The sequence below is a fragment of the Xanthomonas sp. LF02-5 genome, assembly GCF_034105325.1.
In the GTDB taxonomy this organism is placed as follows: Bacteria; Pseudomonadota; Gammaproteobacteria; order Xanthomonadales; family Xanthomonadaceae; genus Xanthomonas_A; species Xanthomonas_A sontii.
Map to the genome: position 1 here is coordinate 51,198 of NZ_JAXGGF010000007.1, position 22,716 is coordinate 73,913.

Sequence of the window (22,716 nt, forward strand, 5' to 3'; positions counted from 1 at the left end):
GTTCCTACGACATCCGCAGCCGCAACCCCGCTTTTCACCAATCCCGAATCCCCAATCCCGAATCCCCGCTACTCACCCAGCTTGATCCAGGTCGCCTTCATCTCCGTGTACTTGTCGAAGGCGTGCAGCGACTTGTCGCGGCCGTTGCCAGATTGCTTGTAGCCGCCGAACGGGGCGGTCATGTCGCCGCCATCCCAGTAGTTCACCCACACGCTGCCGGCGCGCAGCTTGCGCGCCACGCGGTGCGCGCGGCCGATGTCGCGGGTCCACACGCCCGCCGCCAGGCCGTAGTCGCTGTCGTTGGCCATGCGCAGGGCGTGCGTCTCGTCGTCGAAGGCGATCACCGACAGTACCGGGCCGAAGATCTCCTCGCGGGCGATGGTGTGTTCGTGGCCGACCTCGTCGAAGATGGTCGGCTCCACGTAGCAGCCGCCGGGCACCACTTCCACGCGCTTGCCGCCGAGCAGCAGGCGCGCGCCTTCGGCGTTGCCGCGGGCGATGTAGTCGAGCACGCGGTGGGTCTGGGTCTCGTCCACCAGCGCGCCCATCGCCGCGTCGTCGTCGAACGGATGCCGCGGCTGCAGCGCGCGGCCGGCGGCGACCACGCGCTCGACGAAGGCATCTTTGATCGAACGCTCCACCAGCAGCCGCGAGGCGGCGGTGCAGACCTCGCCCTGGTTGTAGAAGATCGCCGCGGCGGCAGCCTGCGCCGCCTGTTCCAGGTCCGGCGCATCGGCGAACACCAGGTTCGGGCTCTTGCCGCCGCATTCCATGTACGCGCGTTTCATGTTCGACAACCCGGCGCACTGCAGCAGGCGCCGGCCGACCGCGGTGGAGCCGGTGAACACCAGCCCGTCCACGTCCATGTGCAGCGCCAGCGGCTCGCCGGCCCCCTTGCCGAAGCCCGGCACCACGTTGAATACGCCGTCGGGAATGCCCGCCTCGGCGACCAGTTCGGCCAGCCGCAACACGCTCAGCGGCGATTTCTCCGACGGTTTCAGTACCACCGAATTGCCGGCGGCCAGCGCCGGGGCGATCTTCCACGCGGCCATCAGCAGCGGGAAATTCCACGGCACGATCGCGCCGACCACACCCAGCGGCTCGCGGGTGATCAGGCCCAGTTCGTCCTGTCCGGTCGGCGCCACTTCGCCGTAGAGCTTGTCCACCGCTTCGGCGGTCCAGGACAGGCAACGCACCGTCGCCGCCAGGTCGACCCGGCGCGCATCGCGCACCGGCTTGCCCATGTCCAGCGACTCCAGCAAGGCCAGTTCGTCGGCATGGCGTTCGACCAGTTGGGCCAGCGCCAGCAGGGTCTTCTTGCGCTGCGCCGGCTTGACCTGCGACCAGTGCCCGGCCTCGAAGCTGCGCCGCGCCGCGGCCACCGCGCGATCGATGTCCGCGGCCTCGCCCTCGGCCACGCGGCCGAGCAGGCGGCCGTCGATCGGGCTGATGCAGTCGAAGGTCTTGCCACTGGCGGCGTCGACGTAGCGGCCGTCGATGAAGGCCTGGGTCCGCGGACGCAGCGTGTCGGCCAGCGCCTGCCAGGCGTCGCGGGTGCGGGGTGCGGTCATCGGGAACTCCTGCTGCGGCGGAAGGATCGGAAGCACGCGACGGCCGGCGGCGACGCGGCGCGCATGCGGCTCAGAATGTGGCCGGCGTATTGGCGCTGACCAGCACCGCGGTCTCGCGGCCGACGTTGCGGAACCGGTGCGGCACCCGGCTTTCGAAATAGTAGCCCTCGCCCGCGCGCAGCACCCGCACCTGGCTGCCGACGGTGATCTCCACCTCGCCGGCCACCACCACCCCGCCCTCTTCGCCGTCGTGCACCAGCATCGCGCTGCCGGTGTCGCTGCCCGGCGGCATCACCTCGCGCAGGATGCACATCTGCCGCTGCGGGCGATGCCGGCCGACCAGGTAGTAGTGGATGCCGTCGCTGCCGACGTCGGGCAGTTCGTCGGCGCGGTAGAACGGCGCATCGGCCGTGCCGGCGTCCAGGTCCTGGGTGAAGAATTCGGCCAGCGAGATCGGGATGCCGTCCAGCACTTTCTTCAGCGAACTGACCGATGGGCTGACCTTGTTCTGCTCGATCAGCGAGATGGTGCTGTTGGTCACGCCCACCCGCTTGGCCAGCTCGCGCTGGCTCAGGCCGTGGGCGGTGCGAACCCGATGCAGGCGGGCGCCGATATCCATCGCAGGGGAACGCCGGTGGCGGTGTTGCCGGATACTTTACACACCCGCCTCGGACGGTCAATTTCGCGCGACGCGCCCGTGTTGCGGCGCAACCAGGAAAAGCCCGCCCGATTCGCGCGAATTGCGACACCACGGGTCACACCCGGCGCAGCGGCATGGTGTAAAGTTTTTTCAACATCCCTCGCGTGGAGCCTGCGATGCGCCCTCAGCCGCCCCTCTCGTCCCAGGCGCTGTCCGACCATTACGCCGCGCAGGCCACCCGCGCGCCGGACACGCTGGAGGCGTTCTGGATGCCGTTCACCGCCAACCGCCAGTTCAAGGCGCGCCCGCGGCTGCTGGCCTCGGCCGAGGGCATGCACTATCGCAGCGTGGACGGGCGCCAGATCCTCGACGGCACCGCCGGCCTATGGTGCTGCAACGCCGGCCACGCGCGGCCGCGCATCGTCGAGGCGGTGGCACGGCAGATCGCCACGCTGGATTTCGCGCCGACCTTCCAGATGGGCTCGCCGTTGCCGTTCGTGCTGGCCGAGCGGCTGGTGGAACTGGCGCCGCCGGGCCTGGACCACGTGTTCTACACCAACTCCGGCTCCGAGTCGGTGGACACCGCGCTGAAGATCGCACTCGCCTACCACCGCGCCCGCGGCGAGGGCCAGCGCACGCGCTTCATCGGCCGCGAGAAGGGCTACCACGGCGTCGGCTTCGGCGGCATTTCGGTCGGCGGCCTGCCGAACAACCGCAAGGCGTTCGGCCAGCTGCTGCCGGGCGTGGACCATCTGCGGCACACGCTCGACCTGGAGCGCAATGCGTTCTCGCGCGGCCTGCCGACCCATGGCGCGGAACTGGCCGAGGACCTGGAGCGGCTGGTGACGCTGCACGACGCCTCCACCATCGCCGCGGTGATCATCGAACCCATCTCCGGCTCGGCCGGGGTGGTGCTGCCGCCGCACGGCTACCTGCAGCGCATCCGCGAACTGTGCGACAAGCACGGCATCCTGCTGATCTTCGACGAGGTCATCACCGGCTACGGGCGCGTCGGCCACGCCTTCGCCGCGCAGCGCTTCGGGGTGACCCCGGACATGATCACCACCGCCAAGGGCCTGACCAACGGCTGCGTGCCGATGGGCGCGGTGTTCGTGTCCCACGCCATCCACGAGGCGTTCGCGCACGGTCCGGCCAACGCCATCGACCTGTTCCACGGCTACACCTACTCCGGCCATCCGCTGGCCTGCGCCGCCGCGCTGGCGACGCTGGATACCTATGCCGAGGAACAGTTGTTCGACAAGGCGATCGAGCTGGGTCCGGTGTGGGAGGAGGCGATCCATCGGCTGCGCGACCTGCCGCACGTCATCGACATCCGCAACTTCGGCCTGATCGGCGCGATCGAACTGGCGCCGCGCAAGGGCGCGCCCGGCGCGCGCGCCTACGAAATCTTCGAGCGCTGCTTCCATGAAGGCGACCTGCTGATCCGCGTCACCGGCGACACCATCGCGCTGTCGCCGCCGCTGATCGTGGAGGCCACGCACATCGAGCGCATCTTCGCGGTGCTGGCGGACATGATCCGCAGCACGCCCTGACCCCTCCCTCACCCAACCCACCGCCCGCGCTCCCCACGCGCTGCGTCTGCCTGGAGAACCGCTCATGCTGGTCGGCGTTCCGAAAGAGATCAAGAACCACGAGTACCGGATCGGGCTGACCCCGTCCGGAGTGCGCGAACTGGTGCTGCACGGCCACCAGGTGCTGGTGCAGCGCGGCGGCGGCCAGTCCATCGGCCTGACCGATGCCGAGTACGAGCGCGCCGGCGCACGCATCGCCGAGGATGCGGCCAGCGTGTTCGCGCAGGCCGAGATGATCGTCAAGGTCAAGGAGCCGCAGCCGGAGGAATGCGCGATGCTGCGCCCCGGGCAACTGCTGTTCACCTATCTGCACCTGGCGCCGGATCCGCAGCAGGCCGCGGCACTGCAGCGCTCCGGCTGCACCGCCATCGCCTACGAGACCGTCACCGACGGCCACGGCGGCCTGCCGCTGCTGGCGCCGATGAGCGAGGTCGCCGGGCGCATGGCGATTCAGGCAGGCGCGCATGCGCTGGAGAAGGCGCAGGGCGGCTCGGGCGTGCTGCTCGGCGGCGTGCCCGGGGTCAAGCCGGCGCAGGTGCTGGTGATCGGCGGCGGCGTGGTCGGCATCAACGCCGCACGCATGGCGATGGGCCTGCACGCGCGGGTGACCGTGCTGGACCGCTCGCTGGAGCGGCTCAAGTACCTGGACGAACTCTACGGCCAGCAACTGACCACGCTGTACTCCACCCGCGATGCGATCGAGCAGTGCCTGCCGCACACCGACCTGGTGATCGGTGCGGTGCTGATCCCCGGCGCCGCCGCGCCCAAGCTGGTGTCGCGCGAGCAACTGGCGCTGCTGCGGCCCGGCTCGGTGCTGGTGGACGTGGCGATCGACCAGGGCGGCTGCTTCGAGACCAGCCACCCGACCACGCACCAGCAGCCGACCTACGAGGTCGACGGCATCGTGCATTACTGCGTGGCCAACATGCCCGGCGGCGTCGCCCGCACCTCCACCTTCGCCCTGACCAACGCCACCCTGCCGTTCGTGCTGCTGCTGGCCGAACACGGGCTGCAGGCGCTGCGCGACGACCAGGACCTGCGCAACGGCCTCAACGTGCACGCCGGCAAGCTCACCCACCGCGCGGTGGCGCAGGCGCTGGGCCAGGAGTTCGTGCGGCCGCTGGACGCGCTGGGCTGACGCTGTCCATCCGAGGATCGAGCACGATGCGCGACACCCTGTCCCACTACATCGACGACCAGCCCGTCGCCTTCCGCGGCGACGAGCACGCCGAGGTCTTCGACCCGGCCACAGGCGCCGTCCAGCGCCACGTGCCGCTGGGCGCCGCGCATGCGGTGGAGATGGCGGTGCACGCCGCCAGTGCCGCCTTCCCCGGCTGGGCGGCGACGCCGCCGCTGCAGCGCGCGCGGGTGCTGTTCCGTTTCCGCGAGCTGCTGGAACGCAATGCTGATGCACTGGCACGCTGCATCAGCGCCGAGCACGGCAAGACCGTGACCGACGCGCGCGGCGAAGTGGTCCGCGGCATGGAGGTGGTGGAGTTCGCCTGCGGCATCCCGCACCTGCTCAAGGGCGAGCATTCGCACGACGTCGGTCGCGGCGTGGACGCCTGGAGCGAATACGCGCCGCTGGGCGTGGTGGCCGGCGTCACCCCGTTCAACTTCCCGGCGATGGTGCCGCTGTGGATGCTGCCGGTGGCATTGGCCTGCGGCAACAGCTTCGTGCTCAAGCCCTCCGAACACGCACCCTCGGCGTCGCTGCTCCTGGCCGAATGGCTGCACGAGGCCGGATTGCCGGCCGGCGTGTGCAACGTGGTGCACGGCGCCAAACCGGCGGTGGACGCACTGCTGGCGCACCCGCAGGTGCAGGCGCTGAGCTTCGTCGGCTCCACCGCGGTGGCCGCCGACCTGTACGCGCGCGGCAGTGCGCTGGGCAAGCGAGTGCAGGCGCTGGGCGGGGCCAAGAATCACCTGGTGGTGCTGCCGGATGCCGACCTGAACGATGTCGCCGACGCCCTGCTCGGGGCCGGCTACGGCTCGGCCGGCGAACGTTGCATGGCGATCTCGGTGGCGGTGTGCGTGGGCGACGCGCTGGCCGATGCGCTGGTGGCCAGACTGGCGCCGCGCGTGGCCGCGCTGCACCTGGGCGCGGGCCAGGCCGACGCCGGCCGCGACGAGCCGGACATGGGCCCGCTGGTCAGCGCCGCGCACCGCGAGCGCGTGCTCGGCTACATCCACAGCGGCGTGGCCGAGGGCGCACGACTGGTTGTCGACGGCCGCCCGGCGAGCGCGGCCGACCACCCGGACGGCTTCTTCCTCGGCGGCAGCCTGTTCGACCACGTGCGCAGCGACATGCGCATCTACCGCGAAGAGATCTTCGGCCCGGTGCTGTGCGTGGTGCGGGTGGCCGACGCCGCCGCCGCGCTGCGCCTGATCGCCGACCACGACTACGGCAACGGCGCGGCGGTGTTCACCCGCGACGGCGGCGCCGCGCGTGCGTTCGCGCGGCAGGTGCAGGCCGGCATGGTCGGCATCAACGTACCGATCCCGGTGCCGATGGCCTTCCACAGCTTCGGCGGCTGGAAGCGCTCGCTGTTCGGTCCGCTGCATGTGCACGGCCCGGACGGGGTGCGCTTCTACACCCGGCTCAAGACCGTCACCGCGCGCTGGCCCGAGGCCGCGGCCGGCGCCGAGTTCGCGATGCCGACGATGCGGTAGAGGGGAATGGAGAATCGGGAATAGGGAATCGCAAAAGCATCGCGGCGCGCACCGGTCAACGGGCAGGCGCATCCCTTGCTGTTGCTGTTGCTGTTGCTGTTGCTGTTGCTGTTGCTGTTGCCATTCCCCATTCCCGACTCCCCATTCCCGGCCAAGCGCCAAGCGCCAAGCGCTTGGCTCGCCGCAGCGCAACACGCGCCGACCATGCCCGGGTGTAGCCTTGCGCCACCCGGCGCCCGGCCGGGACCCACCGCCGCCACAGGAGCCGCTCCATGATCAAGGTCAGCGTGATGTACCCGTACACGCCAGGCGCCCGTTTCGACCATGCCTACTACCGCGACACGCACATGCCGCTGCTGCAGGCGCGCATGGGCGCCGCCTGCCTGCGCTACACCGTGGACAAGGGCCTGTCCGGCGGCACCCCCGGCAGCGACCCGACCTACGTCGGCATGTGCCACATCTTCAGCGAGTCGGTGGAGGCCTTCCAGGCCGGCTTCGGCCCGCATGCGGAGGAGATCCTCGGCGACATCAAGAACTACACCGACCTGACGCCGGTGATGCAGATCAGTGAGGTGGTGGTGGGGTAAGGCTCGCTGCGCGAGCCGGGATTGGGGATTCGGGAGTAGGGATTCGGACAGCGCGCGGCAGCGTCGGACAGGCAGCTCGACGCTCTTGCGAATCCCGAATCCCCAATCCCCAATCCCTGCCCTCTACAATGCCGCCCCCGTCGCCACGCCGCACCGCCCGTTGATGAACATCGTTGTCAAAGAAGACCTCAAGGCCTATATCGATCCGCTGACCGCCGACGAATACGCTGCCCTGGAACGCAGCCTGCTGGCCGAGGGCTGCCGCGACGCGCTGGTGCTGTGGGGCGACATCCTGGTCGACGGGCACAACCGCTACGGCATCTGCCAGAAGCATGGGTTGCCGTTCCAGACCGTGCAGAACACCCGCTTCCAGTCGCTGCAGGACGTGCACCTGTGGATGATCGACCAGCACCTGGGCCGGCGCAGCGTCTCCGACTTCCAGCGCGGCGTGCTGGCGCTGCGCAAGCGCGAGATCCTCGCCGAGCGGCGCGCCAGCGCGGCTGCCGCAGAGGCGCCCGCAGCCGACGCCACTGACCCGGACGCGGCTGGCGAGACCGCCAACGACACCGACACCGACACGCCACCCTGGGCCGACGCACCGGCACCGCTCAGCCGCGCCGAACTGGCGCGCGTGGCGCGGCTCAGCAACAGCCAGGTGGTGCAGATCGAGAAGATCCAGAAGCAGGCCGCGGCCGAGGTGGTGGAAGCGGTCAAGTCCGGTGCGATCTCGATCAATGCCGCCGCGGCAGTGGCCAGCCTGCCCGAGGAGGAACAGCGCGCCGCGGCGATGGCCGGCAAGGACGAGCTGAAGCAGGCCGCCAAGCGCGCCCGCGAGTCCAAGCGCAAGCCCAAACCGGCGCCTGCGGACGCCGCCGAGGACGCGGCCCCGGCGGCGGATGCCGAGGGCGACACGGCGGCCACGCTGCGCCAGCGCGTGGCCGAACTCGAGGCCGAGAACCAGGCGCTGCGCGAGGAAGTGGCGGCGCTGCGCGCGCAGTTGCCGGGCTGATCCACGCGCACCGGCCATCCGTGCCGCGGCCGGATGACCTCGCCGCCGCGCGTGCAACCGCGCTCACCGCGCACTGCGTAGACTCGGCCGCATGAGCGTGTCTTCCGCCCCTGCCCTGCCCCCCGATCCGCGCCGCGCGCAGCTGCGGCGCATGAAGCTGCTGGCGGCGCTGTTGCTGCTGGCGATGCTGTGCGGCTTCCTGCTCAGCCATGCCATGGGCCTGCACGGCGTGTGGGCCTGGGTCGGCGCGTTCTGCGAAGCGGCCACGGTCGGCGCGCTGGCGGACTGGTTCGCGGTGGTGGCGCTGTTCCGGCATCCGCTGGGCCTGCCGATTCCGCACACCGCGATCATCCCGCACGGCAAGGCGCGCATCGCCGACAGCCTGGCGGTGTTCGTGCGCGATCAGTTCCTGGAACCGGGCGCGCTGCTGGCCAAGCTCAGCGCGTTCGATCCCGCGGCGCGACTGGGCCAGTGGCTGGCCGAACCGGCGCAGTCCGCACGGCTGGCCGATCTGGCCCGCGGCTGGGCGTTGCAGGCGCTGGACCTGCTGGACGAAGCCGCGGTGCGGCGCCGCATCCATGGTTTCGTGGTGGCGCGGCTGCGCGACTGGGACGCCGCCGCCACCGCCGGCGAACTGCTCGGCCTGCTCACCGCCGACGGCCGCCACCACGCACTGCTCGACGAAGCGCTGACCCGGCTCGGCCGGCACCTGGACGATGCCGCGGTCAAGCAGCGGGTGTCGGCGATGATCGTCAAGTACGCGCGGCGCGAATGGCCCAAGCTGGTCGGCACCGTGGAATGGGTGAAGCCGGTGGAAGGCATCGCCGACACCCTCGCCGAGCGCCTGGCGCACGCGCTGCTGGAGGAACTGCAGGAGGTGCTGTCGCAGCCGCAGCATCCGCTGCGCCAGGACTACGAGCGCTGGCTCGGCGGCTACGTGCAGCGGCTGCGCGCCGATCCCGCCACCGCCGAGAAAGTGCAGGCGCTGAAGCAGCGGCTGATCGACCACCCCGGCGTACAGGCGTACGTGCAGGGCCTGTGGGATCAGATCCACAGCGCGCTGCGCGAGGACCTGTCGCGCCAGGACGGCGCGCTGGTGCAGCACCTGCAGCGCGCCCTCGGCGCGCTCGGCCAGTCGCTGGCGCAGGATCCCGCCCTGCGCGAGGCGCTCAACCAGCACCTGCTCGGCGGCGCCGAGCGGCTGACCCAGCGCCTGCGCAGCGGCGTCACCGAGCACATCGCGCAGACCGTGAAGGGCTGGGACGAACGCCACCTGGTCGAGCAACTGGAACTGAGCGTGGGCCGCGACCTGCAGTACATCCGCTTCAACGGCACCCTGGTCGGCGGATTGATCGGGCTGGCGCTGCACGCTGCCGTCACGCTGCTTGGCTGAGCGTGCATGGCAAGGATGCACTGCGCCGCTGGAGCGGCCGGCCCGCTGCCGACGCACGATGCGACGCACGCACCCCACGACGGACCGCCGACCCGCGGCACCCGGTGCCATCCACGCAGCAAGGTGTAGACACGCCTCGACTCTTTGGACCGAAGGGCTGGCGCGACAGCCACGCCCGCGCTAGCGTTGGGGGACGACCTGCGGGGCCTGCGTCGCCGCTGTGAACGCCATCCCGCAACCGGTCGGGGGGAAGCCGATGCGCGTGCCGAACGCGCGTTCGCCAGAGGAAAGGGGAGCATGTCGAAGAAACGCCGGACACCCATCGCCGGCCCTGCGCGGCTTGCGCGGCTCGCCGCCCTGGCCGTGCTGGCCGTCGGGCTGCTCGCCGCGCTGCTGATCGCGCATGGCGTGCAGCAGCGCAACCGCGCGCAGGCGCAGGCGCGCTTCCAGCAACTGGTCTCGCACGTGGCCGGCGATCTGCGGCAGCGCCTGGACATGTACGAGCATGGCCTGCGCGGCGCGCGCGGTGCGGTGATCGCGGCCGGCGGCGACCGCATCTCGCGCGAGCGCTTCTCCCGCTACAGCGCCTCGCGCGACTATCTGCGCGAGTTTCCCGGGGTGCGCGGCTTCGGCTACATCCAGCGGGTGCCGCGCGCCGACGAGGCGGCGTTCCTGCAGCAGGCCCGCGCCGACGGCGCACCGTCGCTGCAGATCCGCGAACTGGCCCCGCACGACGGCGATCGCTTCGTCATCGTCTATATCCAGCCGGTGCAGTCCAACACGCCGGCGCAGGGCTTCGACATCGCCTCCGAACCGGCGCGACGCGACGCGGCGATCGCCGCCGCACACTCGGGCAAGCCCACCATCACCGCGCCGATCCGCCTGGTGCAGCGGCCGGGGCTGGGCAAGAGCGGCTTTCTGCTGTTGTTGCCGGTGTATCGCGAAGGCCTGCCGCTGCAGACCCCGGAACAGCGCTGGCAGGCCACCAGCGGCTGGGCATACGCCCCATTGAGCATCGCCGAGGTACTGGCCTCCTCCGACGACCACCGCAACGCGCTGCAGCTGAGCCTGGCCGACAGCCTGAACCCTGGGCAGCCGTTCTATCGCGACGACGCCACACCGATCCTGGCCGGAGGCCCCACCGCCGAACGCACCCTGGCGGTCTATGGACGCCAGTGGCGCATCGGTGCACACGCCACGCCGGGCTTCGTGCGCTCGCTCGACCAGACCTCGCCGCTGTTCGCCGGCGCGCTGGCCGCCGGTATCGCGCTGCTGCTCGCCACCCTGCTGTACGTGTTCCTGACCAGCCTGCGCCGCCGCGACCTGATCCTCAGCGAGCAGAGCCAACTGGCCGCCCTGGTCGCCGGCACCAGCGAAGCGATCGTCGCCGAAGACCTGAACGGCCGCGTGACCCACTGGAATCCCGCGGCCACGCGCATCTTCGGCTACACCCCGGAGCAGGCCATCGGCCAGCCGCTGCAGCGGTTGCTGGGCGCGCACGTCCGCGATCCCATCGACAGCGGCGACGGCGTCCGCGAGCTGCGCCACCGCGATGGTCACACCGTCAGCGTCCTGGCCAGCGTCTCGCCGATCGCCGGCACCCGCGGCGGCACCATCGGCCATTCGCACCTGCTGCACGACGTCACCGAACAGGTGCGCGCGCAGGCGCGGGTGCTGGAGCTCAACGCCACGCTGGAGCAGCAGGTGGCCGAGCGCACCAGCGAACTGGTGACCTATTCGGCGCTGCAGCGCGCGATCCTGGCCAATGCCGGCTACGCGATCGTCGCCACCGACCCGGACGGCGTCATCACCCTGTTCAACCCGGCCGCCGAGACCCTGCTCGGCTACGCCGCGCACGAACTGATCGGACGCAAGGCCACCGGCCTGTTCCTGGATCCGGAGCAACTGGCCGCACGCGCCGAGCGCATGGCCACGCAGTCGGGCATGCCGGTACAGCCCTCGTTCGAGTCGGTGGCGGCGCTGTCCACTTTGGGACGCAGCGACACCCGCGAATGGACCTACCTGAGCAAGGACGGCCATGCTTTCCCGGTGTTGCTCACCCTGAGCACGCTGCGCGACGACGACGACCGGGTGATCGGCTATCTCGGCATCGCCGTCGACCTGACCGAGCAGAAGCGCCACGAGCGCGAGCTGCGCCTGGCGATCGACGCGGCCGAAAGCGCCAACCAGTCCAAGAGCGATTTCCTGGCCAACATGAGCCACGAGATCCGCACGCCGATGAACGCGATCCTGGGCATGCTGTACCTGCTGCGGCACAGCGCGCTGTCGCAGGCGGCGCAGGACATGATCCAGAAGATCGAGCTGTCCGCACGCAACCTGCTGGAGATCATCAACGACATCCTCGACTTCTCCAAGATCGAGTCCGGACGCATCGACCTGGAATCGGCGCCGTTCGATCTCAACGAGTTGCTGGAGAACATCGCCGCGCTGATGACCTCGGCGAACAGCGCCAAGCCGGTGGAGATGATCGTCGAGCCGCTGCCGCCGGGCTGCCGCTGGTTGCGCGGCGACGCGCTGCGCTTGAACCAGGTGCTGATCAACCTGGTGGGCAACGCCATCAAGTTCACCGAACAGGGCGAGGTGGCGCTGTCGGTGCGCGCCTTCCCCGGCGCCGAACCCGGCAAGCTCAAGCTGCTGTTCTCGGTGCGCGACACCGGCATCGGCATCCCGCGCGAGAAGCAGAGCCTGATCTTCTCGCCGTTCCTGCAGGCCGACACCTCCACCAGCCGCCGCTACGGCGGCAGCGGCCTGGGCCTGACCATCAGCCGGCGCCTGGTGGAGCTGATGGGCGGGCAACTGGAAGTGCAGAGCGCCCCCGGCCAGGGCAGCGATTTCTACTTCGTCATTCCGTTCGCGGTGGCGCCGGCACCGGCCGACGACGCCGAACCGGCGCAGGCGCGGCGGGTGCTGATCGCCGACGACCACGACCTGGTGCGGCGCAGCCTGACCGACATCGCCAACGGCTTCGGCTGGCAGGTGGAAGCGGTGTCCAGCGGCACCGCCGCCTTGGCCGCGGCCGCGCCGGAACGGGCCGAGTTCGACGTGATCCTGCTGGACTGGCGCATGCCCGACCTGGACGGGTTGAGTGTGGCCCAGCGCATCCGCGCGCAATCGGCGCCGGACCGGCAGCCCATCATCGTCATGGTCACCGCTTACGAGCGGCGCATGATCCAGGAGCAGCAGCCTGGCGTCGCCGACGTGGATGCGGTGATGACCAAGCCGGTCACCGCCTCGGCCCTGCAGCGCACCATCGCCATGCTGCTGGCGCGTCGCAACGGCGAGCTGCCCGCGGCAGCGCCCGGCGACGGCGTCGCACGCCTGGCCGGGGCCCGCTTGCTGGTGGTCGACGACAGCGACATCAACCGCGAGGTCGCGCAGCGCATCCTCGAAGGCGAAGGCGCGCTGGTCGAGCTGGCGCAGGACGGCGCCCAGGCGCTGCAGCGGCTACGCCGCGATCCCGGCCGCTTCCACGTCGTGCTGATGGACGTGCAGATGCCGACCATGGACGGCTACGAAGCCACCCGGCAACTGCGTGCCGATCCGGACCTGGCCGCCGTGCCGGTGATCGCCCTCACCGCCGGCGCCTATCGCCAGCAGCAGGAGATGGCGCTGTCCAGCGGCATGAACGACTTCATCGCCAAACCGTTCCAGGTCGAGGACCTGATCGCGATCATCCGGCGGTTCCTGCCGCCGAACCTGACCGCGCTGCCGCTGCTGCCGCTGGCGGCGCCACCGCCGGTGCTGCCGGCGGACGACTGGCCGGCCAGCGACCCCGCGCTGCTCGATACCGTCCAGGCGCAGCGGCTCTGGGGCGAACGCGAGCCGTATCGGCGCTATCTGCTGAAGCTGTTGCAGGAACATCCCGACCCGGCGGCCAGCGTCCGCGCCCTGCTGGAAGCGCAACGGCCCGCCGAGGCCGTCTCGCTGGTGCACAAGTTGCGCGGCTCGGCCGGATCGCTGGCCTTGCCGGCATTGAGCATCGCCAGCGCCGCCTTGGAAGAACGCTTGAGCACGGCACCGACGCAGGCCGATGCCGAGATCGCCGCGCTGGCCGCGGCGATGGCCGACACCGCTGCCGAAGTGCTGCGCTTCGCCGACGCCACCCAGGGTGCGACGCCACCTGCGGCAGCGAACATCGCCGCGGTCGATCCGGCGACGCTGCAGGCCTCCTGGTATCAGGTGCTGCAGGTGCTGGACAGCGACGATCCGGACCGCATCGACCGCACGCTGCGGCAACTGGCGCCGGTCCTGCCGGCGGCGCAGGCCGCCGAGCTGCAACAGTTGCTGGAGAATTTTTCCTTCCGCGAAGCCGAGGCTCAAGTCAGGCGATGGCTGGCCGATGCACGCGATTGAGAGAGCGCCGCCCGCGCGGCGGCGCGTGTCCGACGGGAACCCACCATGACCCAGCCTTGCATCCTCTGTGTCGATGACGAACCCAGCAACCTGGCGCTGATCCGCCAGCTCCTGCGCGAGGACTACGCGCTGGTGTTTGCCAAGAACGGCGCCGAAGCCCTGCGCGGGGTGGCCAAGCACCGCCCGGCGCTGATCCTGCTGGATGTCGACCTGCCCGACATCGACGGTTACACCCTCGCCCGCACCCTGAAGGAAGATGCGCGCAGCGCGGCGATCCCGATCATCTTCGTCACCGCCAAGGACAAGGACACCGACGAGAGCATCGGGTTCGACGCCGGCGGCGTGGACTACATCACCAAGCCCTACTCGCCGAGCATTCTGCGCGCGCGGGTGCGCACCCACCTGTCGCTGGTCAGCGCCACCAGCCTGGCCGACAGCCATCGCGACGCGATCCAGATGCTGGGCATGGCCGGCCACTACAGCGACTCGGACACCGGCACGCATATCTGGCGCATGGCCGCCTACGCCCGCGCGCTCGCGCTGGCCGCCGGCTGGTCGTGCGAGGACGCCGACCTGCTGGAACAGGCCGCGCCGATGCACGACACCGGCAAGATCGGCATCCCCGATGCGGTGCTGAAGAAGCCCGGGCCGCTGGACGCCGACGAGTGGCAGGTCATGAAGCGGCACCCGCGGATCGGCTACGACATCCTCAGCCGCAGCAGCGCGCCGCTGTTCCGGCTCGCCGCCGAGGTCTCCCTGTACCACCACGAGCACTGGGACGGCGGCGGTTACCCGGCCGGCGTTTCAGGCACGCAGATTCCCGAATCGGCACGGATCGTGGCGCTGGCCGACGTGTTCGATGCGCTCACCTCACCGCGTCCGTACAAGGACGCATGGCCGCTGGAACAGGCGATGGCGCTGTTCCGCGACAAGGCCGGCAGCCAGTTCGAGCCGCGTCTGGTCGAGTTGTTCGAGGCGATCCTGCCGCAGATCCTGCAGATCCAGGCGTACTGGAACGAGCGCGAGACCGAGGATGACCCGCCGCCACGCGGCAAGGCGCAGGCCGCGCTGGGGCATCACGGCAGTTGATACAAGCCCCTCTCCCCCCGGGACAGGGGTTGGGGTGAGGGGACGGCGCGAAGCGACGCGCAGAGATCGAGGACACGCGGCGTCGCCCGTCCCCTCACCCGCCCCTTCGGGGCCCCTTCTCCCGGATGGAGAAGCAACAGCGCACTACGCTCCGCGATGGGCGTGACCGGTCACGCCCATCGCGGCTGAAGCCGCTCCTGCAGAAAGACACACGAGGCACCGCTTCTCAGCGCCGCTGCAGACGCCAGGCGCGGTGGATGCGCGGGTTGCGCTCGAAATCCACGTCGATGGTCTGCGCGCTGATCTCCTCGCACACCGCGAATTCGGCCAGCGCGTTCTCGTCCAGCTTGAAGCGGCGGAAGTTGTTGGAGAAGTACAGCACGCCCTCGGGCATCAGCCGCGCCACCGCCGCGCGCAACAGCCGCACGTGCTCGCGCTGGATGTCGAAATCCTCGGCGCGCGCGGAGTTGGAGAAGGTCGGCGGGTCGCAGAAGATCACGTCGTAGCGGTTCTTCTCCGCTTCCAGCCAGCTCAGCGCGTCGGCCTGCACCAGCCGGTGCTGGGCGCCGCCCTTGCCGTTGAAGGCCAGGTTGTCGGCGCACCACTGCAGGTAGGTGCCGGACAGGTCCACGCTGGTGGTGGAATCGGCGCCGGCCACCGCCGCCTGCACGCTGGCCACGCCGGTGTAGCAGAACAGGTTGAGGAAGCGCTTGCCGCGCGCCTGCTGCGCCATCACCCCGCGCAGCGGGCGGTGGTCGAGGAACAGCCCGGTATCCAGGTAGTCGAACAGGTTCACCCGCAGCAGCGCGTCGTGCTCGCGCACCACCAGGAACTCGCCGCGCTGCTCGAAACGGCCGTACTTGCTGCCGCCCTTGCCGCGTTCGCGGGTCTTCAGCGCCACCTGCTCGGCCGGCACCGCGAACACCTCGCGCGCGGCCGCCAGCAATTCGTTGCGGCGGCGGCGCACGTCCGCGTCGGGAATGCTGTCCGGCGCCGCGTACTCCTGCACGTGCAGGAAGGTGCGCGCCTGGCCGCCGTCCTCCTGGTACACGTCGATCGCCGCCGCGTACTCGGGCAGGTCGGCGTCGTAGGCGCGGTAGCAACCGATCCGCGCGCGCGCGCGCCAGGTCTTGAACTTGCGCAGGTTCTTGCGCAGGCGGTTGGCGACCATCTGCGCACCGTCGCTGAGCGCGCGCGGCTCCTCGCTGGCGCCCGCGCGCGGCGCGACCGCGATCGGGTCGCAGACGATCAACGGGCATTCCAGCGCGCCGTTGAACATCTGGTATTTCTTGGCCGCGCGCAGGCCGGTGGCATAGGCCAGTTCGTCGCTGCCGCACAGCAGGCTGGCGCGCCACTGCGGCACCGCGCGCTTGAGCGCATCGCCCAGGCGCCGGTACAGCGCCGCGTCGGCGGCCAGGCGCTCGTCGTAGGGGGGATTGCACACCACCGTGCCCAATGCCTGCGCCGGCGCAGGCAACACCGCGACGTCGTGCGCGGCGAAGGCGATCGCCTCGACCACGCCGGCCGCCAGCGCGTTCTCGCGCGCCGCGCGCAGCGCATGCGGGTCGATGTCGCTGCCGTACAGCACCGGCCGCAACGCGGCGCGACCGGCCTGGGCGCGCTGCCGCGCCTCGGCCAGCAGCGTACGCCAGGCCGCCACGTCGAACCCCAGCCAGCGGCTCGGCGCGGCATCGGCATCGGTGTCGCCGCGCTGCTGCGCCGCCAGTTCGCCGCGCAGCAAGCCCGGCGCGACATCGGCGGCCATCAGCGCGCCTTCGATCAGCAGCGTGCCGCTGCCGCACATCGGATCCAGCAGCCCGCCGCCCTGCGCATACAGCGCCGGCCACTGCCCGCGCAGCAGCACCGCCGCAGCCAGGTTCTCCTTCAGCGGCGCCTCGTTCTGCGCCTGGCGCCAGCCGCGCCGGTGCAGCGAGCCGCCGCCCAGGTCCACCGACAGCGTCGCGCGGCCCTTGCGCAGCGACAGGTTCAGGCGCAGGTCCGGGCGCTCCACGTCCACCGACGGCCGCTCCAGGCCCTCGCCGCGCAGCGTGTCCACCACCGCATCCTTGACGCGCTGCGCCGCGAAGCGCGCGTGGGTGATGCCGGTGCCGGACACATGCGCGTCCACCGCCAGGGTTTGCTGCGGCGCCAGATGGCTGCGCCACGGCAGCGCCGCCACGCCGGCGTACAGCGCCGCCTCGTCGGGGCAGTCGAAGGACTGCAACGGCCACAGCACCCGGCTGGCCAGGCGCGACCACAGCACCGCGCGCTGCGCGTCCTGCAGGCTACCTTCGGCATTGACCCCGGCGACGGTGGCGGTGGCCTGCGCCACGCCGAGCGCGAGCAGTTCATCGACGAGCAGGTATTCCAGGCCCTTGGCGCAGGAGACGAAGAATTTCACGGAAGGCGGACCAGGACGGACGGGAGGGAGGCACGGCGGACGCCGCGCGCGTGGCGCATCGCAGCGCCGGATCCGGCGTTACCGCGGCCGCGGCCGCGGATCGAGGGATGGGCACGCGCACGCACCGCACCGGAACGGCGCGCAGAATACCACAGGGTCCGTGCGCCCCTGTCTGCTGCGCGGTGCCCTGGCGCAGGGTGCGCCGCGGCCGTCACTGGCCTCGTGTGACGGGCACAGCGACGTCGCCCGCCGGCGTTCGCTTCGCGACCACCCCGCGCCGTGGCAGATGAAGCTGGCGCTGCAGACGCGCCCTCCTGCCGCCTTGGTGCGCGACGCATCGCGCAATGCGAGGCCACGAATCCGGCGCCGGGCATGCCCGGCGGCAGACCCCGTCGACGGCAGCGCAGGCCACTCACCACGGCGTCAGCCGCCACGCTTCGGCATCCGCCTGCAAGCGCTGCTGCAGGCGCAGCGTGTCCAGGAACTCCGCATCGTGCGAGACCACCAGCAGCGCGCCGGGGTACTGCAGCAGCACCGCGCGCAACGCGTCGCGGGCTTCTCGGTCCAGGTGGTTGTCTGGCTCGTCCAGCAACAGCAGTTCGGCCGGCGGCGTGCGGTAGAAGGCGCAGGCCAGCGCAGTCTTCAGCCGCTCGCCGCCGCTGAGCTGGCCGCAGGGCACGCCGATGCGCTGCGCGTCCAGGCCGAGCAAGGCCAGCCGCGTGCGCAGGTCGGCGAGTGCGATGCCGGGCGCGGCGGCCTGCACCTGCGCCAGCGCGGTGGCGTCCGGGTCCAGCGACACCAGCGACTGGTCCAGGTAGGCGCTGGGGGCGCGCACCCGGCAACTGCCGGACAGCGCCGCCACCTGCCCGGCCAACAGCCGCAACAGGGTGGACTTGCCGCTGCCGTTGGCCCCGACCACGCCGATGCGTGCGCCGCCCTGCACCACCAGGTCCAGCGGCTGCCGCGTCGCCGGCGCGAACGGCAGCCGCACTGCCTGCAGCTCGACCAGGCGCCGGGTGGCCGCATCGGCCGGCGGCGGCGCGAACAGCGCCACCGGCGCGTCGGGCTGCACCTGGCGCGCGGCCTCGGCGATGCGCTCCAGGCTGCGCGCCTGCGTGGCCTGATGATCGCGCACCCGCTTGCCGGCACTGTCCTGGCTGCGCTGCTTCTGCCGGCCGAGCAGGATCGGCGCCTGGTTGGCCGTGCCGGCCTGCTGCCGCCCGCGCGCACTGCGCCGCTGCTGTCGATCGTGCTGTGCCTGCCAGGTAGCGTTGTCGCGCGCGTGCTGCAGCTTGTGCTGCGCCAGTTCGGCCTGCGCGGCCTCGCGCTCGCGCGCCCGGCACTGCAGGTAGAACGCGTAGTCGCCGCCGTAGTCGCGCAGCCCGCCTGGCGACAGTTCCAGCGTGCGCTGCATGTCCTGCAGCAGCAGCGCATCGTGGCTGATCACCAGCAGGCCGCCCGGCCAGCGCTGCAGCGCCTCGCGCAGGCGCTGCCGCTGCGCCGCGTCCAGGTGCAGGGTCGGCTCGTCCAGGATCAGCGCATCGGCCTCGGCCAGCCAGGCGCCGATCAGCGCCACCCGCATCGCCTCGCCGCCGCTGAGCGTGGCCGCCAGGCGGTGCGGCTCCAGCGCGCCGAGATCGTGCGCGTGCAGCTGTGCCTGCAGGCGCTGGGCGATGTCCCAGCGCTCGCCCAGCGCGTCGAAATCCGCCACGTCGGCGCTGCCGGCCTCGATCCGCGCCAGCGCCCGCAACGCCGCGCCCACCCCGGCCAGATCGGCGACCGTGGCGTGCGGTGCCGGCGCGATCTGCTGCGGCACGTAATGCAGGCGGCCGTGGCGCACGCAGCGTCCGGCGCTGGGCGTCAGCTCGCCGGCGAGCAGGCGCGCGAACACGCTCTTGCCGACGCCATTGCGGCCGACCAGGCCGGTGCGGCGCGTATCGAGCGCGAAGTGCAGATCGGAGAACAGAATCCTGCCGTCGGGCAGAACATGGGTCGCGCTGTCCAGCGCAAGCAGCGGATGCGTCATGGGAACCTCCATGGATGCCGGTCGTGCCCGCCGATCGCTCGGCAGGTGGGACGAGGGCCGTCGCGAAGACGGCGGCATCAATGGCGCATCGGCGTGGATCCTCGATCGGAGTGGACGCGGGACGATGCTAACGCAACGCGGCCGCGACGGGCCACGGCGCGGCGCGCTGGCTCAGGCCGCGGACAGAAACGCCGGGTGGTAGGCCACCTCGGCCATCGGCGGCAGGCGCTCGCCGAAGGCCAACGCCTGGAAGGCCTCCACCGGCGCACCCGGCAGCGTCAGCCCGGGTTCCGGATGGAAGCCGAAGCGCGCGTAGTAGGCCGGGTCGCCCAGCACCACGCAGCCGGCCGCACCCAGCGCCTGCAACTGCGCCAGCGCCTCGCGCACCAGCCGCGTGCCCAGGCCCTGGCGCTGGTGGCCCGGCCCCACCGACAGCGGTCCCAGCCCGTACCAGCCGCGGCTTCCGTCGGACAGGCTCACTGGCGACACCGCGACGTGGCCGACGATGTAGCCCTCGTGCTCGATCACCAGCGACAGGGTCAGCGCGCCGTCCGCGCGCAGCCGTTCGATGATGTCCTGCTCGTCGTGGCGGCTGTGCGCGACGCGGAAGAAGGCGACCAGGGTCAGCGCCTCGATCGCCGCCGCGTCGGCCGGCCGCTCGGCGCGCAACAGCATGTCGCCGGATGCGCTCACAGGCGCTCCAGCAGTTCGGCGAAGGCCTGCGCCGAGGTCGCCACGTGCTCGCCCAGGCGGTGCGTGTCGTCGACCAGCAACAACCGCGCAGCACGCGCCTGCGCCCAGGCGATCACCTCGGCGGCGGGAATCAGTTCGTCGCGCCAGGCATGCACCACCGAGGTCGGCACCGGTGCCGCATCCAGCGCCGGCATGTGCCCCATCCGCGTCGGCGGCACCATCAGGAACAGGCCGCGCACCGGCACGTGCAGCGACACCTGCGCGGCGATGTAGGCGCCGAGGCTGGAACCGGCCAGCACCAGCGGCCCGCGCTGCGCCGCCGCCTGCGCCTGTTCCAGCAGGCGCTGCAGGCGGGTCGGCACGTCGCCGAGCGGGCTGATGTCGCGGCGCGCGTCCAGGTCGGTGTAGTCCGGGCGCGAATGGCTCCAGCCCAGGCGCTCCGCCACCTCGGCCAATGCGGTCACCTTGATCGCGTCCGGCCCGCTCTCGAAGCCGTGCGAGAGGATGCAGTGGCCGCGGCTCACAGCGCCACCACCGCATCGCCCAACCGCAGCGTGCCGCCCTGCACGATGCGTGCGCACAGGCCGCCGTGGCCACGCATGGCGTTGTAGCCGCCGGGCCCCAACGCCTGCTCCATGCGCGAGCACGGGTCGCACGGCGCGATGCCTTCCAGCTCGACCTCGCCGATGCGGAAACGGCGCCCCTTCAGCGCGATCAGCGGAATGCCCGACACCACCACGTTGCGCCGCAGGGTCGCCGGCGCCACCGCCGCATGCCCGGCCAGCGCGGCGATCGCCGGCAGGTGTTCGGCCTGGATCAGGGTGACGCCGCGCTTGCCGTTGCGGCCGGCGTAGCGGTCGCCGTGCAGGCCGCCATCGGTTTGCGCGGTGGCGGCGTCGACTTCGTGCATCGGCACATCGCGCGCCGGGCGCAGGCCGATCCATTCCACGCGTCCGGCGCGCGGCAGTGTGGCCAGCAGGGTCGCCAGCAGGCTTTCGGAATTCAGGGTCATCGGCGAATGCTAGCATCCGCGCATGCCGCCCACCTCGCCGTTGCCGATCCACGATGCGCCCCTGCCCTACGTCGGCCTGCTGCAGGAGCGCGTGCCGGACAGCATCACGCTGGCGGTGATCCACTGCACCGAGTTGCCGGACCTGGCCAGCGCGCGCCTGTACGGCGAACGCGTGCTGTATCCGTCGGGCACCGGCAACAGCGGCCATTTCTACATCGACCGCGACGGCAGCGTGCATCGCTATGTGCCGCTGCAGCGCGTCGCGCACCACGTGCGCGGCTACAACCAGCAATCGCTGGGCATCGAACTGGTCAACCGCGGACGCTATCCGCTGTGGCTGGATTCGCGCCACCAGGAGATGCGCGAGGACTACCCGCCGGCGCAAGTGCAGGCGCTGATCCGGCTGCTGCAGCAGTTGCGCGCGGAACTGCCGCAGCTGCACCACATCGCCGGACACGACGCGCTGGATCGCAGCCTGGAACCGGCCAGCGACGATCCGACGCGGCAGGTGCAGCGCAAGCTCGATCCGGGCCCGCGCTTTCCCTGGCCGCAGGTGCTGGAGGCGGTAGCGCTGGCACCGTATGCGCCGCCCGCTGATCAAGCCTTGTCGTAGGAGCGGCTTCAGCCGCGACCGGGCATTGCCGATTGCATCGGGTCGCGCCTGATCCCGCAAAAGACACCAGAAACGCTCGCACAAGAGCGCCGCACGCGCTCAGTGCGCGCCGACGTAGTTCTTCTCCCCAGCGGTCACCGCCACGTCCAGGCGATTGCCGACCGGCGCCAGCGGGCACACCACGTGCGGGGTGAACGCGCATGGCGGGTTCTGCGCCAGGTTGAAATCCAGCACGATGCGGCCACCCTGCGGCGCCGGCACGAACAGATAGCGGGCGCCGCCATAGCTCTCGCGGCCGCTGGTGCGATCGGAGAACGGCAGGAACAGACGCTGGCCGGCGCCGTCGCGCAGCACCTGCAGGCGGTAGCGCCGCCCCTGCAGCACGAAGTCGGCGCTGCCGACCAGGGCCAGCGGCTGCGGCGTGCCGATCGAGGTGAGCAGCACCATCGCCCGCGGCGCCGGTACCGGATGCCAGTCGGCCACCACCCGCCATCGCGGATCGATCGGGAAGTAGTCGATGCCGCGGAAGCGCGCGCGCGCCGGCGCCTGCGGATCGCGGAAGCGCCAGCCGAACAGGTTGCCGGTGCGCACCACGTAGAACTCCTGCGCTCCCAGCATCACCCGGGTCTCGGTGCCGTGCGCCGCGTCGGTCTCCAGGCGGCCGCCGGCGAACGGCTGACCGTTCACCTGCACCGTCGCGTCCGCTGCGGGCTGGAACTGCACGCCCTCCTGCGGATCCACCTGCAGCGTGCCCAGATGCGCCGGACCGGCCGGCAACTGCACGTCGTTGTCGGGTGCGCTGCCGACCCGGTGCAGGCCGCTGTGCAGGCGCCCGGAGCCGGTATAACTCAACCAGCCGGACGGCGCCCGCAACGTCGCCAGGCGCTGCGCGCGGCCACGCTGCACCGCCTCGCGATAGTGTGTGGCCGATTGCGCGCGCGGCGAGGCGTCGGCGCCATCGGCCGCCGCGCGGCGGTCGCCGCAGGCGGCCAGGCCCAGCAGCATCGCCAGCCCGCAGGCCTCACGCCAGCGCATGGTGCCGC

17 protein-coding genes are annotated in these 22,716 nt (G+C 71.3%); 9 read left to right on the top strand and 8 right to left on the bottom strand.

Annotated features, from left to right (window positions below; translation table 11 throughout):
- Positions 1-68 precede the first annotated feature (68 nt).
- Positions 69-1,571 carry an aldehyde dehydrogenase gene (locus tag SLW52_RS17300; RefSeq protein ID WP_320740823.1) on the bottom strand — a complete coding sequence of 501 codons (1,503 nt, stop codon included), beginning with the start codon at positions 1,569-1,571 and terminating at the stop codon, positions 69-71.
- 70 nt (positions 1,572-1,641) lie between these two features.
- Positions 1,642-2,190: a cupin domain-containing protein gene (locus SLW52_RS17305; protein ID WP_295941714.1), complete on the bottom strand. Its 549-nt coding sequence runs from the start codon at positions 2,188-2,190 to the stop codon at positions 1,642-1,644.
- 197 nt (positions 2,191-2,387) lie between these two features.
- Here SLW52_RS17305 and SLW52_RS17310 point away from each other — a divergent pair, with 197 nt between their 5' ends.
- The 8 genes from SLW52_RS17310 (at position 2,388) to SLW52_RS17345 (ending at position 14,928) form a co-directional block, all read left to right on the top strand.
- Positions 2,388-3,764, top strand: a complete 1,377-nt coding sequence (locus SLW52_RS17310) for an aspartate aminotransferase family protein (protein WP_295917311.1) — start codon at positions 2,388-2,390, stop codon at positions 3,762-3,764.
- Positions 3,765-3,828: 64 nt separating this feature from the next.
- The gene (gene ald / locus SLW52_RS17315; protein WP_017912338.1) at positions 3,829-4,941 is read left to right on the top strand and encodes an alanine dehydrogenase; all 1,113 of its coding nucleotides are present in this window, start codon (positions 3,829-3,831) and stop codon (positions 4,939-4,941) included.
- A gap of 26 nt (positions 4,942-4,967) precedes the next feature.
- Positions 4,968-6,476 carry a CoA-acylating methylmalonate-semialdehyde dehydrogenase gene (locus SLW52_RS17320; protein WP_320740824.1) on the top strand — a complete coding sequence of 503 codons (1,509 nt, stop codon included), beginning with the start codon at positions 4,968-4,970 and terminating at the stop codon, positions 6,474-6,476.
- A gap of 272 nt (positions 6,477-6,748) precedes the next feature.
- Positions 6,749-7,063 (top strand): EthD family reductase, encoded by a 315-nt coding sequence (locus SLW52_RS17325; protein ID WP_017908811.1) that lies wholly within the window; start codon positions 6,749-6,751, stop codon positions 7,061-7,063.
- Positions 7,064-7,226: 163 nt separating this feature from the next.
- Positions 7,227-8,072: a plasmid replication/partition related protein gene (locus tag SLW52_RS17330; protein ID WP_152236404.1), complete on the top strand. Its 846-nt coding sequence runs from the start codon at positions 7,227-7,229 to the stop codon at positions 8,070-8,072.
- A gap of 151 nt (positions 8,073-8,223) precedes the next feature.
- A complete protein-coding gene (locus tag SLW52_RS17335; RefSeq protein WP_017913507.1) occupies positions 8,224-9,465 on the top strand; it encodes a DUF445 family protein in 1,242 nt (413 codons plus the stop codon).
- Positions 9,466-9,762: 297 nt separating this feature from the next.
- The gene (locus tag SLW52_RS17340; protein WP_320740825.1) at positions 9,763-13,839 is read left to right on the top strand and encodes a CHASE domain-containing protein; all 4,077 of its coding nucleotides are present in this window, start codon (positions 9,763-9,765) and stop codon (positions 13,837-13,839) included.
- 45 nt (positions 13,840-13,884) lie between these two features.
- Positions 13,885-14,928, top strand: coding sequence for an HD domain-containing phosphohydrolase (locus SLW52_RS17345; RefSeq protein WP_267117261.1), 1,044 nt, complete (start codon positions 13,885-13,887; stop codon positions 14,926-14,928).
- A gap of 226 nt (positions 14,929-15,154) precedes the next feature.
- Here SLW52_RS17345 and rlmKL read toward each other — a convergent pair whose 3' ends face one another.
- From rlmKL to SLW52_RS17370, 5 genes are all read right to left on the bottom strand, one after another.
- Entirely contained in the window at positions 15,155-17,329 is a 2,175-nt protein-coding gene (gene rlmKL, locus SLW52_RS17350) for a bifunctional 23S rRNA (guanine(2069)-N(7))-methyltransferase RlmK/23S rRNA (guanine(2445)-N(2))-methyltransferase RlmL (protein ID WP_295966249.1), read from the bottom strand.
- A 412-nt stretch (positions 17,330-17,741) separates the two neighbouring features.
- Complete coding sequence (locus SLW52_RS17355) at positions 17,742-19,355, bottom strand: ABC-F family ATP-binding cassette domain-containing protein (RefSeq protein WP_295966251.1); 1,614 nt, start codon at positions 19,353-19,355, stop codon at positions 17,742-17,744.
- Positions 19,356-19,526: 171 nt separating this feature from the next.
- On the bottom strand, positions 19,527-20,030 hold the full coding sequence (locus SLW52_RS17360; RefSeq protein ID WP_193312595.1) for an N-acetyltransferase: 504 nt from the start codon (positions 20,028-20,030) through the stop codon (positions 19,527-19,529).
- A 14-nt stretch (positions 20,031-20,044) separates the two neighbouring features.
- Positions 20,045-20,572, bottom strand: a complete 528-nt coding sequence (locus SLW52_RS17365) for an alpha/beta fold hydrolase (protein WP_320740826.1) — start codon at positions 20,570-20,572, stop codon at positions 20,045-20,047.
- Positions 20,569-21,060 carry an MOSC domain-containing protein gene (locus SLW52_RS17370; protein ID WP_295935803.1) on the bottom strand — a complete coding sequence of 164 codons (492 nt, stop codon included), beginning with the start codon at positions 21,058-21,060 and terminating at the stop codon, positions 20,569-20,571. The genes SLW52_RS17365 and SLW52_RS17370 overlap by 4 nt, the downstream gene beginning before the upstream one ends.
- Before the next feature lie 22 nt (positions 21,061-21,082).
- Here SLW52_RS17370 and SLW52_RS17375 point away from each other — a divergent pair, with 22 nt between their 5' ends.
- The gene (locus SLW52_RS17375) at positions 21,083-21,673 is read left to right on the top strand and encodes an N-acetylmuramoyl-L-alanine amidase (RefSeq protein WP_295935802.1); all 591 of its coding nucleotides are present in this window, start codon (positions 21,083-21,085) and stop codon (positions 21,671-21,673) included.
- Positions 21,674-21,772: 99 nt separating this feature from the next.
- Here the strand turns inward: SLW52_RS17375 and SLW52_RS17380 are convergent, their stop codons facing one another.
- Entirely contained in the window at positions 21,773-22,708 is a 936-nt protein-coding gene (locus SLW52_RS17380; protein ID WP_320740893.1) for a DUF1684 domain-containing protein, read from the bottom strand.
- Positions 22,709-22,716 lie beyond the last annotated feature (8 nt).